15 protein-coding genes are annotated in these 14,258 nt (G+C 63.2%); 7 read left to right on the top strand and 8 right to left on the bottom strand.

Annotated features, from left to right (window positions below; genetic code table 11):
- Positions 1-9 precede the first annotated feature (9 nt).
- Positions 10-711, top strand: a complete 702-nt coding sequence (locus tag AC0L14_RS26040; protein ID WP_473751203.1) for a spermidine synthase — start codon at positions 10-12, stop codon at positions 709-711.
- A gap of 33 nt (positions 712-744) precedes the next feature.
- Here the strand turns inward: AC0L14_RS26040 and AC0L14_RS26035 are convergent, their stop codons facing one another.
- The 4 genes from AC0L14_RS26035 to AC0L14_RS26020 form a co-directional block, all read right to left on the bottom strand.
- A complete protein-coding gene (locus AC0L14_RS26035) occupies positions 745-1,776 on the bottom strand; it encodes an esterase-like activity of phytase family protein (RefSeq protein WP_473751202.1) in 1,032 nt (343 codons plus the stop codon).
- Positions 1,773-3,671 (bottom strand): cobaltochelatase subunit CobT, encoded by a 1,899-nt coding sequence (gene cobT / locus AC0L14_RS26030; protein WP_473636912.1) that lies wholly within the window; start codon positions 3,669-3,671, stop codon positions 1,773-1,775. Before cobT ends, AC0L14_RS26035 begins: the two co-directional genes overlap by 4 nt.
- Before the next feature lie 47 nt (positions 3,672-3,718).
- On the bottom strand, positions 3,719-4,705 hold the full coding sequence (gene cobS, locus AC0L14_RS26025) for a cobaltochelatase subunit CobS (protein WP_258121816.1): 987 nt from the start codon (positions 4,703-4,705) through the stop codon (positions 3,719-3,721).
- A gap of 123 nt (positions 4,706-4,828) precedes the next feature.
- Complete coding sequence (locus AC0L14_RS26020; protein ID WP_036262308.1) at positions 4,829-5,458, bottom strand: J domain-containing protein; 630 nt, start codon at positions 5,456-5,458, stop codon at positions 4,829-4,831.
- Positions 5,459-5,651: 193 nt separating this feature from the next.
- Here AC0L14_RS26020 and AC0L14_RS26015 point away from each other — a divergent pair, with 193 nt between their 5' ends.
- The gene (locus AC0L14_RS26015) at positions 5,652-5,954 is read left to right on the top strand and encodes a BolA family protein (RefSeq protein WP_077372975.1); all 303 of its coding nucleotides are present in this window, start codon (positions 5,652-5,654) and stop codon (positions 5,952-5,954) included.
- A 129-nt stretch (positions 5,955-6,083) separates the two neighbouring features.
- Here AC0L14_RS26015 and AC0L14_RS26010 read toward each other — a convergent pair whose 3' ends face one another.
- From AC0L14_RS26010 to AC0L14_RS25995, 4 genes are all read right to left on the bottom strand, one after another.
- Positions 6,084-6,887, bottom strand: coding sequence for an alpha/beta hydrolase (locus AC0L14_RS26010; RefSeq protein WP_473751201.1), 804 nt, complete (start codon positions 6,885-6,887; stop codon positions 6,084-6,086).
- 219 nt (positions 6,888-7,106) lie between these two features.
- Positions 7,107-8,000, bottom strand: a complete 894-nt coding sequence (locus AC0L14_RS26005; RefSeq protein WP_473751200.1) for an HlyC/CorC family transporter — start codon at positions 7,998-8,000, stop codon at positions 7,107-7,109.
- Complete coding sequence (gene aroB / locus AC0L14_RS26000) at positions 7,997-9,139, bottom strand: 3-dehydroquinate synthase (protein ID WP_473751199.1); 1,143 nt, start codon at positions 9,137-9,139, stop codon at positions 7,997-7,999. The genes AC0L14_RS26005 and aroB overlap by 4 nt, the downstream gene beginning before the upstream one ends.
- Positions 9,136-9,741: a shikimate kinase gene (locus AC0L14_RS25995; RefSeq protein ID WP_473751198.1), complete on the bottom strand. Its 606-nt coding sequence runs from the start codon at positions 9,739-9,741 to the stop codon at positions 9,136-9,138. Before AC0L14_RS25995 ends, aroB begins: the two co-directional genes overlap by 4 nt.
- 273 nt (positions 9,742-10,014) lie before the next feature.
- On the opposite strand from AC0L14_RS25995, the gene AC0L14_RS25990 reads away from it, so the two are divergent.
- The 5 genes from AC0L14_RS25990 to AC0L14_RS25970 all read left to right on the top strand — a co-directional run bounded on the left by AC0L14_RS25990 (position 10,015) and on the right by AC0L14_RS25970 (position 14,039).
- A complete protein-coding gene (locus AC0L14_RS25990; RefSeq protein ID WP_473751242.1) occupies positions 10,015-10,167 on the top strand; it encodes a histidine kinase in 153 nt (50 codons plus the stop codon).
- Between the two features lie 36 nt (positions 10,168-10,203).
- The gene (locus AC0L14_RS25985) at positions 10,204-11,121 is read left to right on the top strand and encodes a site-specific tyrosine recombinase XerD (RefSeq protein WP_473751197.1); all 918 of its coding nucleotides are present in this window, start codon (positions 10,204-10,206) and stop codon (positions 11,119-11,121) included.
- 99 nt (positions 11,122-11,220) lie between these two features.
- On the top strand, positions 11,221-12,171 hold the full coding sequence (locus AC0L14_RS25980; RefSeq protein ID WP_473636907.1) for an acetyl-CoA carboxylase carboxyltransferase subunit alpha: 951 nt from the start codon (positions 11,221-11,223) through the stop codon (positions 12,169-12,171).
- A 294-nt stretch (positions 12,172-12,465) separates the two neighbouring features.
- On the top strand, positions 12,466-13,758 hold the full coding sequence (locus AC0L14_RS25975) for a L,D-transpeptidase family protein (RefSeq protein WP_473751196.1): 1,293 nt from the start codon (positions 12,466-12,468) through the stop codon (positions 13,756-13,758).
- Positions 13,759-13,763: 5 nt separating this feature from the next.
- Positions 13,764-14,039, top strand: a complete 276-nt coding sequence (locus AC0L14_RS25970; protein ID WP_473751195.1) for a sulfurtransferase TusA family protein — start codon at positions 13,764-13,766, stop codon at positions 14,037-14,039.
- Positions 14,040-14,258 lie beyond the last annotated feature (219 nt).

The raw sequence follows: 14,258 nt of genomic DNA, 5'->3' as shown, positions 1-14,258 counted from the left end.
TTCTCGAGCATGATCCCATGGGTCCAGCTCGATACCGCGCAAACGCCTGACGGCGACCACGAGCTTCGCCTGAAACAACGCGGCGCCGAATTCTCGATCATGCTCGGCTCGAACGAGCTGATGAACAGCCGCCTCAGCGGCTCCGAGGAAGCGCTGGCGAGGCTATCCTGCCAAAGGATTGCCGGCCGCCGGCAAGCCAAAATCCTGATCGGTGGGTTGGGCATGGGTTTCACGCTGCGTGCCGCTCTCGCCAAGCTTGGCGCCGATGCCGGTGTCGTTGTCGCCGAGTTGGTGCCCGCCGTCGTGGCGTGGGCGCGCGGCCCGATGGCCGCGGTGTTCGGTGGCTGTCTCGACGATCCACGCGTGACTGTTCGCGAAATGGATGTCGGGCAACTCATACGATCGGAAGCCTCGGCCTGGGATGCCATCCTGCTCGACGTCGACAACGGGCCGGACGGGATTGTCCACAAGGCCAACGATGCTCTCTACAGTATAGCCGGGCTGATCAGCGCGAGAGCAGCGCTCACGCCCGGCGGCGTGCTGGCGGTCTGGTCACAGGGACCCGACAGCGGTTTTACCCGCAGGCTCAAGCAGGCGGGCTTCGCGGTCGAGGAAGTCAAAGTCCGCGCCAATGGCAAGCGCGGCGCGCGCCACGTCATCTGGATCGCGACCAACGGACCCCAGCCTGCGGCAACCGGCGCGAAGCTGTAGACTTGTTATCGGCCGTCCCTTGCCGACCGCCTCTCAATCCTCGTGCAGCACAAATTCCAGGTAGAGATTGCGCTGCAGCATCGAGTGGTTGTCGTCGGAGATCAGCGACACCATCAGCGCGCCGTCGTCGCGGGTCCAGACGTCTAGCCCTTCCATGTTGTCGATCTGGTAGCTCATGTCGGCTTCCATCAGCACCGGCCCGTCGGCAACGGCGCCCTTCTCGACGCTCTCGCCATAGATGCGCCGCAGCCGGATCTTGACGCCGCGGGCCATCGAATAGCTGCGCTCCAAAAGCAAGAGGTCGCCGTCCGGCAGGAAGGCGCCGTCGGTGATATCGAAATCGCCGTTGCGCTTAACGGTGAAAACGCCTTTGTGCGGCCCTTCGATGACAGCCGCATAGATGTTGCCTGATTTGTCGAGGCTCTTTTCCGAGACAACGACCAGCCCGCCTTCGTGCTGCCCGTGAGGATTGGCGTGGGTGATGGTCTCCAAGCCGCGATTCCGGCGAAGCTCCCAGGCTGGAATCAGGAAATCCAATTGCTTGAACGGCGGCTTCATGTCGCCCGGTTCGATCTTGAACTGTGCAATGCGGTGATCGCGCTCGAAGCCGACTGTGGCAATGCCGTCCTTGACCGCGAGCCCTTCGGAGTCGACCTGCCATTTCTCGTCGATCAGCTGGCCCGCCTCGTCGGCCATTTGCTGCATACGGAAATTCCGGATGCCGGACGGGCGCTTGTCGGCATCATGGGTAACCGTGCCGAAGAACCAGAAACCGGTGTCGGCGACGCCGATAAAATCACTGCCGGGCTTGAGGAAGCGAAACGCCGACAGCGCGCCGAATTCGCGTGACGGTGAGGTCATTTCCAGCCCGCCGACGAATTCGAGCGAGCCGAATCGCTTATCGTCACGGCCGATGTGAAACCGGTCTATAGGCCGTGCCGAGATTTCGATCGGCTCGACCGAAGCGGTGCCGGCGGCGATGCAAGGCGACAGGGCGATGCCGGCAACGAACAGCGCTGTGGCGGCGAAAAGCGTCTGCCGAAAGCCGCCACGCGAAAAAATCATCCGGCGCGCCGCATGCCGCCGCGTCGCGTGTCCCGCGTACTTTCCTCGCCAAACAGCGAGGCCAGTTGCTCGGTCATGGCGCCGGCCAGTTCCTCGGCATCGACGATGGTGACGGCGCGCCTGTAATAGCGGGTAACGTCGTGGCCGATGCCGATGGCCAAAAGCTCGACCGGCGAGCGCGTCTCGATCAGTTCGATCACCGCGCGCAGATGCCGTTCGAGATAGTTGCCCGGATTGACCGACAGCGTCGAATCGTCGACCGGTGCGCCGTCTGAGATCATCATCAGGATCTTGCGCTGCTCCGGCCGGGCGATCAGGCGGTTGTGCGCCCACAGCAGCGCCTCGCCATCAATGTTTTCCTTGAGCAGGCCCTCACGCATCATCAGGCCGAGATTGCGGCGCGCCCGCCGCCACGGATGGTCGGCGGATTTGTAGATGATGTGGCGCAGATCGTTGAGCCGGCCGGGGTTCGGCGGCTTGCCTTCCTTCAGCCATTTCTCGCGTGCCTGCCCGCCCTTCCAGGCGCGGGTGGTGAAGCCGAGGATCTCGACCGAAACGCCGCAGCGTTCCAGCGTGCGCGCCAGAATGTCGGCGCAGGTGGCGGCGACCGTGATCGGCCGGCCGCGCATCGAGCCCGAATTGTCGAGCACCAGCGTCACCACCGTGTCGCGGAATTTGGTGTCACGTTCCTGCTTGAAGGACAGCGGCTGCATCGGGTCGATGACGACGCGCACCAGCCGCGCCGGATCGAGATAACCCTCTTCGAGGTCGAAATCCCAGGACCGGTTCTGCTGCGCCATCAGGCGGCGCTGCAGCCGGTTGGCCAGCCGGCCGACAACGCCCGACAGGTTGGCAAGCTGCTTGTCGAGGAAGGCGCGCAGCCGATCTAATTCCTCTTCCTCGCACAGGTCCTCCGCACCCACCGTTTCGTCGAAGGCGGTGGTGAAGATCTTGTAGTCGATCTCCTTCGACAGATTGGTGAAGGGATTGTCGTTGCGGCGCGCCTCGCCGGGTGTCTCGGCATCGGCGTCGTCATCATCGGACAGGTCGTCGGCGGTGGCATCGGATGCCTCCGTCTCGGCCGATTGCTCGTCGTCGGACGACGCCTCGGTATCGTCGGACTGCGACTGCTCGGAGCCGGAATCGTCCTCGCCGCCCTCCTCGCTCTGGTCCTCGCCTTGCGGCTGGTTTTCGTCATTGTCCTCGGAGTCTTCGGTCTCCTGGTCGTCGCCGAGTTCCTCGGCCATTTCCATGGAAGCCAGCATCTCGCGCACGACGCGGGCGAAAGCCTGCTGGTCGTCGAGCTTTGCCGACAGCCCGTCGAGATCGGCACTTGCCTTCTCCTCGACCCACGGGCGCCAGAGGTCGACCAGCCGCTCGCCGCTCTTCGGTACGGCGCGGCCGGTCAGCTTTTCGCGGACCATCAGGGCCAGCGCTTCCTCGATCGGCGCATCGGCCTTGTCCTTGACGTCGATGAGGTTGGCCCTGGCGTATTTGTCCTCGAGCATCGAGCCGATGTTGTCGGCGACGCCCTGCATGGCGCGGGAGCCGATCGCCTCGACGCGAGCCTGCTCGACCGCATCGTAAATGGCGCGGGCCTGTTTGCCCTCCGGCGCCAGCCTGGTGTGGATGCGCGTGTCGTGGCAGGCGCGCTTCAACGCCATGGAATCGCCTAGCCCGCGGGTGATGGCGATGTCGGCCTTGGACGCTTTCTTCGGCAGTTCAGGCAGCCGGGCGCGGCTGCCGGCGAGCGCCGGCCGATCCTTGGCGAAACCGACTTCGAGGTCCTTGTCGCCGGCAATCGCGCGCATGCAGACGGTGACGGCGCGCTTGAAGCTGTCGGCTTCAGAACCCGTCTTCGACTTGTTGCGCGTGTTGTCGCCCGGACCCGCCATCGATCATTCCTTGGAGCATGACCCCGAAAATCGGAATCGAGCCATGCTTAGCCCAGCACCACGTTCGCTGCGCTCTCCGGCAAATCCTGGCCGAACGCGCGCTGGTAGAACTCGGCGACCAGCGAGCGTTCCAGTTCGTCGCATTTGTTGAGGAAGGTCAGCCGGAACGCCATGCCGATATCGCCGAAGATCTCGGCATTCTCGGCCCAGGTGATGACCGTGCGCGGGCTCATGACGGTCGACAGGTCGCCATTGATGAAGGCCGAACGCGTCATGTCGGCGACGCGCACCATCTTGTTGACGATCTCCTTGCCCTTGCCGTCGCGATAGTGCTTGGCCTTGGCCAGCACGATATTCACCTCATTGTCGTGCGGCAGATAGTTCAGCGTGGTGACGATCGACCAGCGGTCCATCTGCGCCTGATTGATCTGCTGGGTGCCGTGATAAAGGCCGGTGGTGTCGCCGAGACCGACGGTGTTGGCGGTCGAGAACAGCCGGAACGCCGGATGCGGGCGGATGACCCGGCTCTGGTCGAGCAGCGTCAGCCGGCCGGACGATTCCAACACACGCTGGATGACGAACATCACGTCCGGACGGCCGGCATCGTACTCGTCGAAGCACAGCGCGACATTGTGCTGGTAGGCCCAGGGCAGGATGCCGTCGCGGAATTCGGTGATCTGCAGCCCTTCCTTGACGACGATGGCGTCCTTGCCGACGAGGTCGATGCGGCTGACATGGCTGTCGAGATTGACGCGCACCATAGGCCAGTTGAGGCGGGCGGCGACCTGCTCGATATGCGTCGACTTGCCGGTGCCGTGATAGCCCGACACCATGACGCGGCGGTTGTAGGCGAAGCCGGCGAGGATCGCCATCGTCGTGTTCTTGTCGAACAGGTAGTCCGGGTCGATGTCGGGCACGTGCTCGCTCGTCACCGAATAGGCCGGCACCACCATCTTGGACTCGAAGCCAAATTTCTCCTTCACCGGCACGGTGGTGTCGGGCAGGTTGGCGATGTCGCGATCGACCTTGTTCATCTTTATCAACGTCTCCACAGGCGAAACGCCTGATTTCGCCGGCAATCGATTTTGTCCGGGGGCGGTCTTAAAGCCTTTTCCAACCTTATGAAAGTTTGAAAACGACACGAACCGTAAGGTCGCTCAGCACAATCCTGCCTGCTTGAGCACGCGATAGGCCTGGAGCACATCGCGGAACCGGTCTTCCGAACCTCTGTCGCCGCCATTCGCATCGGGATGGTGGCGTTTCACCAGTTCCTTATAACGCGCCTTGATGTCCTTGCCAGTCGCCTTTGTATCAAGGCCAAGCGTTTCCAGCGCCTTGGCCTCAAGCGGCTTGGCCTTGCGCTCGCGGGCTTCGCGCGGATCCTTCGGACCTTTGAACAGGTCGAACGGATCGCGCATGCGGTTGTAGTAGCCGGCGCGGCCGGAACGCTGCTGGGCGAAATCGGGCGAGGAGCGCGTCGAGGCGCCGTTGACGCCCATCTTCCAGGTTGGCCGGTGGCCGGTCATCGCTTCCTTCTGAAAGCGGGCGATCTCGGTATCGGGGACACCGGAGAAATAATTGAAGCCCTTGTTGTACTCGCGCACATGATCGAAGCAGAACTGAAAATATTCGCCCTCCTTCATGCGTCCGACCGGCGCGCGATGGGTGCCAGCCTCCTTGCACCCGTCCCACTGGCAGATCGGCGAGCGCGACTTCAGCTCCGCATCCTTCTCCGGGCGGATGCGGATTTTCTCGAAATATTTGGGGTACGGTTTCATCTCACCCATTTATGGGCTGTTCGCCGGTGCGAAACAAGAATTGACATTTTCGCGATGATCGCCCTAACCGCTGAATCGCGGCATAAAGCGGGCGATCGGCGAATTTTGTCGCGGCGGCGGCACCGCGCGTCCTTCCGGACGCGCAAAGGGCGCCGATTTTCGGGGGTCATGCGCCCGCCATATGTGGTGAAGGGAAGTACGAATGTCCATACAGTCGACGATGGAAGGCAAGTTGAAGAAGGCGTTCTCGCCGGAGCGGCTGGTCATCATCAACGAAAGCCATCTGCATGCAGGCCATCACCATCAGGACTCCGACCATCACGGCACCTATGACGGTACCGGCGAGACGCATTTCCGCGTCCGCATCGTCTCCTCGGCCTTTGCCGGCATGAGCCGCATCGAGCGCCACCGCGCAGTCAACGCATTGCTGGCCGACGAGTTGAAGGCTGGTGTCCACGCGCTGGCGATCGAGCCGGCCGCGCCGGACGAAAAGACCAGGTGGTAGGCATTAGAGCAATTCCAGGAAAAGTGTGAAACGGTTTTCCCGGGAAAAGCGCATAGCGCTTTCCCTAGGGAGTTGCGCAAAAACAAAGAGATAGAGCGGTTCGGCGTTTCCGTGAAACGATGAACCGCTCTATCCGAGCGCTGCCTTCAGGAAAATCATCACCGCACCGGTCAAGGCGTCGCCTTCGTCGCCGAAATCGCGATTGATCGACATGTGCGAATAGGCGCTGCCGTCGAACAGTCTCACCTCCGTTCCGGCCGCCCGCAGGCGCTCGGCGAAGGCCCGTGAGGCTGCCGCACGACCCGCTGCGCGCGAATAGGCGATGAAGGTCGGCGGATGTTTGCGGCTCCCGACATGGGTGGCAGGCGACAGCGCGCGCCACTGCGCGGGGTCGGGAAATGCCCGGGCATAGGCCGGTGTCATGCCGCCGCTCCTCGCAAGCGCCTCCAGGTCATAGGCCCTGGTGTCGTTCAGGACCAGCGCCGCGACGTCGGGCAGACCGCCGCGCAGCCCGGTCAGTGCGGCGAGATGGCAGCCGGCCGAATGCCCCATGACCGCTATCCGGTTCGGATCGCCGCCGTATCTGGCGATGTTGGCGCGCACGTAGCGATATGCCTGCTCGACATCGTCGGCCTGGGTGGCGACATCGGCCTTAGGCAGCAACCGGTAGTCGATGGAGACGAAGCAGAAGCCATTGTCGAGCAGGAAGGCCGGCTTGACGTTGACGTTGGTGCGATTGCCGGCCCGCCAGGCACCGCCATGGATGAAAAGCACCACAGGCAGGGAGCTTGCGCCATCGCGCCAGTAGACGTCGAGCAGGGCCGGTCCGTAGTCGAAGGTTTGCGGAGACGGCGAGCGCCGGCGCGATGCCGCCGAAGCGCTGGCCGGCAACAAAGCCATCGACATCAAAAGCAGGGTTCGCCGATCGATCACCGTCATCTCCAGACAGCCCAGTCGAAAGTGCACGCCGGCGCGGCGAGCGTCCAGTCAAGGATTGGTTAGCCGGGACAGAACCTACCAGAAGTAATGCATGTCGCCCAAAAGCATGCGCTCGGGCCTGACCCGAGGGTGCGCAGCGGTTTTGGGACAACGACATGCATAAAAACAAGAATTTAAAGCGCGTTGCGTGAATCTTTTCAGACGCCACGCGCTTTAAATGTCGCCGGCCGGCCTGATCCTCAGCCTTGCGATCCGGTTCTTGTCGCGCTTCATGACGACGAAGCGCTTGCCGTGAAAGGTGAAAGCCTGCTTCTCGTCCGGAATCAATTGCGTCTCGTGGATAACGAGACCGGCAATGGTGGTGGCTTCTTCGTCCGGCAGGTTCCAGTCGAGCGCCCGGTTCAGGTCGCGGATCGACACAGTGCCGTCGACGACAACGGAGCCGTCGGCTTCCTGCTTGACGCCCTGCATGTCGATATCGTGCTCGTCGGCGATTTCGCCGACGATCTCCTCGATGATGTCCTCCAGCGTCACCAACCCCTCGACCTCGCCATACTCGTCGACGACGATGGCGAAATGCGCCTTGCGGCGCAGAAAGGCGTTGAGCTGTTCCTGCAGCGTCGTGGTGTCGGGCACGAACCACGGTTTTGTCGCGATCTTCATCACGTCGATCTGGGAAAAGTCGTTGCCGACATCGTTCAGCGCGCGCAGCAGGTCCTTGGCGTGCAGCACGCCGACGATGTTGTCGAGCGAGCCCTTCCACAACGGCAGGCGGGTATGCGGGCTCTGCAGGATCTCGCGCACCACCGCTTCCGGCGGATTGTCGGCATTGACCGACCGCATGTTGGTGCGATGGACCATGACATCGGACACTTCGAGCTCATCGAGATCGGACAGGCGACCGATGCGGGCGCGATCCTCGCGCACCACCTGGCCGCCGCGCCGAAAATCGTCGACGGCGCCGCGCGCTTCATCATGGTTCGAATGCTGCGGCTCGATGCGCCGCAATTGATAGCCGAAGGCGGCGAGCAGGCGCGCGCGAAAAGCGAAGGCGAGCAGGCCGAGCCCGGCCAGGACGCCAGCGACGATCCAGCCGGCCGCGTTCATCCCGGGCTGCCTTTCGGCTGACCCGGATGGTTCTCCCTCAGAAACGACAGCACTTCCGACGCCGGCACATCCCTGGCGATGAAGGCCTGGCCGATGCCGCGCGTCAGGATGAAGGTCAGCGCGCCGCGCGACACCTTCTTGTCCTGGGTGATGAAGGCGAGCAGCGCCTCGGCATCAGGCAGTTCACCCGGAATATCGGCCATGCGCCAAGGCAGGCCAACCGCGCGAAGATGCGCCTCGACGCGCGCCGCGTCGTCGGGACTTGCCAGATTGAGGCGTGACGAAAAGCGATAAGCCAGCGCCATGCCGATGGCGACCCCCTCGCCGTGGACGAGCCGGGCGCTGTCATATCGGGTAGCGGCCTCGAGCGCATGGCCAAACGTGTGGCCGAGATTGAGCAGCGCGCGGTCGCCGGTCTCGAACTCGTCGCGGGCGACGACATCGGCCTTGGCGCGGCAAGCTTCGGCGATGGCCTCGGCTCGCTCCGGGCCGCCGGCAAACACTTTGCCCCAGTTTTGCTCCAGCCAGGCGAAGAAGTCGGGGCGGTCGATGAGCCCGTATTTGGCGAGTTCGGCGTAACCGGCGCGAAATTCCCGGATCGGCAGCGTGTCGAGCACTTCGGTATCGGCCAGCACCAGTTTCGGCTGGTGGAAGACGCCGACGAGGTTCTTGCCGCGCGCACTGTTGATGCCGGTCTTGCCGCCGACGGAAGAGTCGACCTGCGCCAGCAGCGAAGTCGGGATCTGCACGAAATTCATGCCGCGGCGCACGATGCCGGCGGCAAAGCCGGCCAGATCGCCGATGACACCGCCGCCGAGCGCGATGACGACATCGCCGCGCTCAAGCCTGGCTGACAGCACGCCGTCCACCACCTCTTCGAGATGCACGAAACTCTTGGTTTTTTCCCCAGCCGGCAGCGTGATGACGGCAGGCTGGATCCCGCCCTTTTCGAGGCCGGCCTTTAACGTCTCGAGGTGGGCGGCGGCGACGTTGACGTCGGTGACCACGGCGGCGCGCGTGCCGGGCAGGCGGCGCGAAATCTCGCTGCCGGCGCGCAAAAGCAGGCCGGAGCCGATCAATATGTCATAGGCACGATCGCTGAGCCCGACTTCGACGGTGACTGTCGCATTGCTGCTCACGAGCGCACCTCGCCTGTCGCGGCTGCAACGCCGAAATGCCCGCAAAGCGCGTTCACCACCTCGGCCGCAATGACCTCCTTGCGATCGTCGCGAGTCGGCACGGTGACATCTGCGGCTGCGTAAACCGGATAGCGCTCGGCCATCAACCGCTCGATCACGGCGCGGGGATCGGCGCTTTTCAGGAGCGGCCGGTTCTGCTTCTTGGAAACGCGGTCCATCAAGAGGTCGATCTCGGCCTTCAGCCATACCGACACGCCATGGCCGGCAATGGCCTCCCGCGTCTGCGCGCTCATGAAGGCGCCGCCGCCCGTCGACAGCACCTGCGGCCCGTGTTCCAGCACGCGCAGGATGACGCGCTGCTCCAGCGCCCGGAACTCGGTCTCGCCATAGCGTTCGAACAATTCCGGGACGCTCATGCGCGACACGCTTTCGATCTCCTGATCGCTGTCGATGAAAGGCAGTCCCAGGATCGCCGCCACCTTGCGGCCGATCGCCGTCTTGCCGGCGCCCATAAGGCCGACAAAGACGATGGAGCGGTTACCCAGCCGGCCGAGCAGCGCGGCATGGCTCTCATCAGGAGGATTTGCTGGTAGCGCGTTCATGACACCATGATGTTTCCAGGCAGGTTCCGCAAAACTGTCCCACGGTCTTGCGACAAGAACCTGCGACAACCAAAGAATCCAAGCAGGCATTCGTGGGCCAGCCCATGAATGCCTGCAAGGCCCTCTTTGCCGGCGTATCGACAACAAAAGCCTGATTGCGTCAAGCGTGGCGCGGCCGCGCGTCATCGGAGCTTCGCCCTTGAATTGGCCGGATTGGCGTCTCATAAGGGCACAGGGTTTGGAAACGCAGAACAAGCAGACGGGCGAAAATTGATGCCGACACTGTTTCGCTTTGTCGTGACGCTCACGATTCTGGCCGGCATTGTCTATGGCGCGATGTTCGCTCTGGCGATGTTCGTCGAGCCGAGAAAGGCCGAGATGAGCATACGCATTCCTCCCGAAAAGCTGAACCCCCGGAAAAACTGAATCAAGAAAACTGAATCTGGAAAACTGACCCGAGAAATGAACAGCGCGGTCCGCATCGAAGCCTTTCTGGAAATGATGAGCGCCGAGCGCGGCGCTGCCGAAAACACGCTTTCCAGCTATCGCCGCGACCTCGAAGACGCTTCGGCCGAGATCGGCGGCGGGCTCGCGGGTGCCGCCGCCGCCGATATCCGCGGCTATCTCGACGAGATCGCCGCACGCGGTTTTGCCGCCACCTCGCAGGCACGCAAACTGTCGGCGATCCGCCAGTTCTTCAAGTTCCTCTATGCTGAAGGCCTGCGCCGCGACGACCCGACCGGAACCCTGGACAGTCCGAAGAAAGGCCGGCCGCTGCCGAAGACGATGAGCGAGGCCGACACCGGCAGGCTGATCGACCGTGCGGCGCAAGAAGCAGCTGACGCCTCGCTGAACGATGGCGACAGGCTGGCGGCGTTGCGCCTGCATGCGCTGGTCGAGGTGCTCTACGCCACCGGCCTGCGCGTTTCCGAACTGGTCGGCCTGCCGGTGACGGTGGCGCTGCGCGACGATCGTTTCTTCATGGTGCGCGGCAAGGGTGACAAGGAACGCATGGTGCCGCTGTCGGCAAAGGCGCGCATGGCGATGCGGGCCTGGCTCGCTGCCCGGGCAACGGTGCCGGCTTTCGCAGATAGCCCTTTCCTGTTTCCGGCAGCAAGCGACAGCGGCTATCTCTCCAGGCAGGTCTTCGCCCGCGACCTGAAGGGCCTTGCCGCGCGCGCCGGCATCGCCTCGGCGAAAATATCGCCGCATGTGCTGCGCCATGCTTTCGCCAGCCATCTGCTGCAGAACGGTGCCGATCTCAGGGCCGTGCAGCAGTTGCTTGGCCATGCCGATATTTCAACGACGCAGATTTACACGCACGTGCTGGAGGAGCGGCTGGTGCGGCTGGTCAACGATCATCATCCGCTTGCCGACTAGACGTCATATCGCTATGTGAGGACGACGTTCCACCGCCCGGAGCCTTTATTTCCCAGGTTCCGTCAGTCATTGCCTCCCGGCTTATCGGTCCGCTCAACAATGTACAATTACCTCGATTTCGAAAAGCCGGTTGCCGATCTCGAAGGCAAGATTGTCGAGCTGAAGAAGCTCGCCGAGAATGGCGAGGCGGTCGATGTCGGCGATGAGATCAGCCGTCTCGAGAAACGCGTGCGCGACGCATTGCGCGACACTTATAGGGCGCTGACCCCGTGGCAGAAGGTGCAGGTGGCGCGCCATCCGGACAGGCCGCATTGCGTCGACTACATCAAGGGCCTGTTCAACGATTTCACGCCGCTTGCCGGCGACCGCAATTTCGGCGAGGACCAGGCGATCGTCGGGGGCTTCGCCCGCTTCCGCGGCGAGCCGGTGGCGATCATCGGCCAGGAAAAGGGTTCGGACACGGCCAGCCGGCTGAGGCATAATTTCGGCTCGGTGCGGCCGGAGGGCTACCGCAAGGCGGTGCGGCTGATGGAACTCGCAGACCGCTTCAATATCCCGTTGCTGACGCTGGTCGACACGGCCGGCGCCTACCCCGGCGTCAATGCCGAGGAGCGCGGCCAGGCGGAAGCCATCGCCCGCTCGACCTCGGCCTGTCTCGGCCTGAAGGTGCCGTCGATCTCGGTGGTCATCGGCGAAGGCGGCTCGGGCGGCGCCATCGCTATCGCTACCGCCAACCGCGTCTACATGCTCGAGCACGCCATCTATTCGGTGATCTCGCCGGAGGGCGCCGCCTCGATCCTGTGGCGCGACACCACCCGCTCGAAGGATGCGGCGACCAATATGAAGATCACCGCCCAGGATCTGCTGGAGCTGAAGATCATCGACGCCATCATTCCCGAACCGCTCGGCGGCGCCCATCGTGGCCCGGAGACGGTGATTGCCGCCACCGGCGATCTCATCGCCAAATCGATGAAGGAATTCTCGGGCGCCAACACCGATTTTCGTGAGCAGCGCCGCGAGAAGTACCTGGCCATGGGGCGAAACCTCTAGACCATGATCCCAAACCGAAGGTCAGCGTAGCAAGAAGTGGGTACCGGTTTTCGGAAAAGATCATGGTCAAACAAGAAGATCCAGGCCGTCCGATTTCTATCGGACGGACCGCCAGACTGTTTCGGCGCTGCAATGTGGCGAGATTGAGCGTTTCCGCCACAAAAATGCCGCTGCACTCGTTTCAATCAGATTGCCGTAAGGCCCGGCGCTTGCGGTAAGGAATTTTCAAGGTTAACGGGATTAGGGTTGGGCCTGACGGCGCTGATGCCTGCGGCCGAAAGAAAAGACATAGCCATGTTTGCCAAGCTTGCCCGCACCGGACTTGTGATTGCCGCGTTAGGCGTCGCCGGCTGCACCGATTCTTCGATGAAGGATTTTGCCCCCCAGGCCAACAAGCCGCTGCCCGACAAGATCCTGGCCAGCATGAAGGCCAAGGGCATGACCCGCACCTCGCCGGTGATGGCCCGCATCTTCAAGGAAGAGGGCAAGCTCGAAATCTGGAAGGCCAAGACCAACGGCCGCTATGACCTGGTCGCCAGCTACGACATCTGCAAATGGTCGGGCAAGCTGGGTCCCAAATACACCGAAGGCGACCGCCAGGCGCCGGAGGGCTTCTATACGGTCCGTCCGGCGCAGATGAATCCGCGGTCGAGCTATCACCTTGCCTTCAACATCGGCTATCCCAACGTCTACGATCGCGCCAATGGCCGCACCGGTTCCCATCTGATGGTCCATGGCGCCTGCTCGTCGTCGGGCTGCTATTCGATGACCGACGCGCAGATCGAGCAGATCTACGCCTTCGGCCGCGATGCCTTCCAGGGCGGGCAGACCGAGTTCCAGATCCAGGCTTTTCCGTTCCGCATGACCGCCGCCAACATGGCGCGTTATCGCAAAGACCCGAACTACGAATTCTGGAAGATGCTGAAGGTCGGCTACGACAATTTCGAGATCACCAAAGTGCCGCCGAAGGTCGATGTCTGCGAGAAGCGCTATGTCTTCAACCAGGTCGCGGCTGACGGCGCGACCTTCGATCCGGCCGGCGCCTGCCCCGCGACGACGCAGCCGGATTCGCTGAAGAGCGCCTTCAATGCCTATCAGAGCACCTACGAAGCGGCCTTCAACGGCGCGGTCAAGGCCAGCGTGCCGGCGCCCAAGCCGACCATCGCCGGCATCAAGGAAGCCAGCATCGTCTCCGAGTGGTCGAAGAAGCGCGCCCGTGGCGAACGCGTGCCGATCGATCCGCCGTCGTTCAACGCTGACGGCTCGGTGACCGAGACGGCGCGCATGGGCCGCATCGATTCGCCGGCGGGCCGCAAGATGGCCGCGCTCGACGCGGAAAAAGCCGCCAAGCAGAAGGCCGAGGAGCAAAGGCTTGCGGCGATAGAGGCAGCCAAGGCCGAGAAAGAGGCGGCCAAGGCTCAGGCTCTGGCCGAGAAGGAAGCTGCCAAGACCGCCGCAGAAATGCCTGTCGTCACCGCCACCGTAGCGCCATCGCAGGCCGCCCCGGCAGTCGAAACGCAGGCTGCGGACGCCGAAAGCACGGCGACAAGGTTGAAGAAGAAGCTGCTCGGCATGTTCGGCGGCTGAGGTTCATGTTTGAACAAGAAGATGGGGGCCAGGAAGACAGGCCCTCAACCAGCCCCGCCGCCGTCTACGACCTCAAAGGCCTGAACTGCCCGTTGCCCGTGCTCAAGGCAAAAAAGCGGTTGGCCACAATGCAGCCGGGCAGCCGCCTGTGGCTCGAAACCACTGACCCCCTCGCCGTCATCGACATTCCCGCCTTCTGCGCCGAGAGCGGTCATCGATTGATCGAAACGGCAGCGATGTCAGGCGGCCATCGCTTCCTCGTCGAGCGCGGCGGCGGCTGAGTCTCGACCTAGCTCGTTCTGGCGAAAGCGGCTGAGCGGGATACCCCCTTGAGGCAGGGCAACCGCGTTTGTATTCTTGCGAAGGTGGACCCCCACCCTAACCCTCCCCACAAGGGGGAGGGAACGCTGCCGCGCGCCTTTAACTTCCCCTTTGGCGCCGAAAGGCAGGCAATTTGCCGAGGTCAGCGCCAACGGAAGTCTCCCTCCCCCTTGTGGGGA

The organism is Mesorhizobium sp. WSM4841 (genome assembly GCF_055811515.1).
Note: the sequence above shows the minus strand (reverse complement) of the source record. Positions and strands in the feature narration are given on the sequence as shown.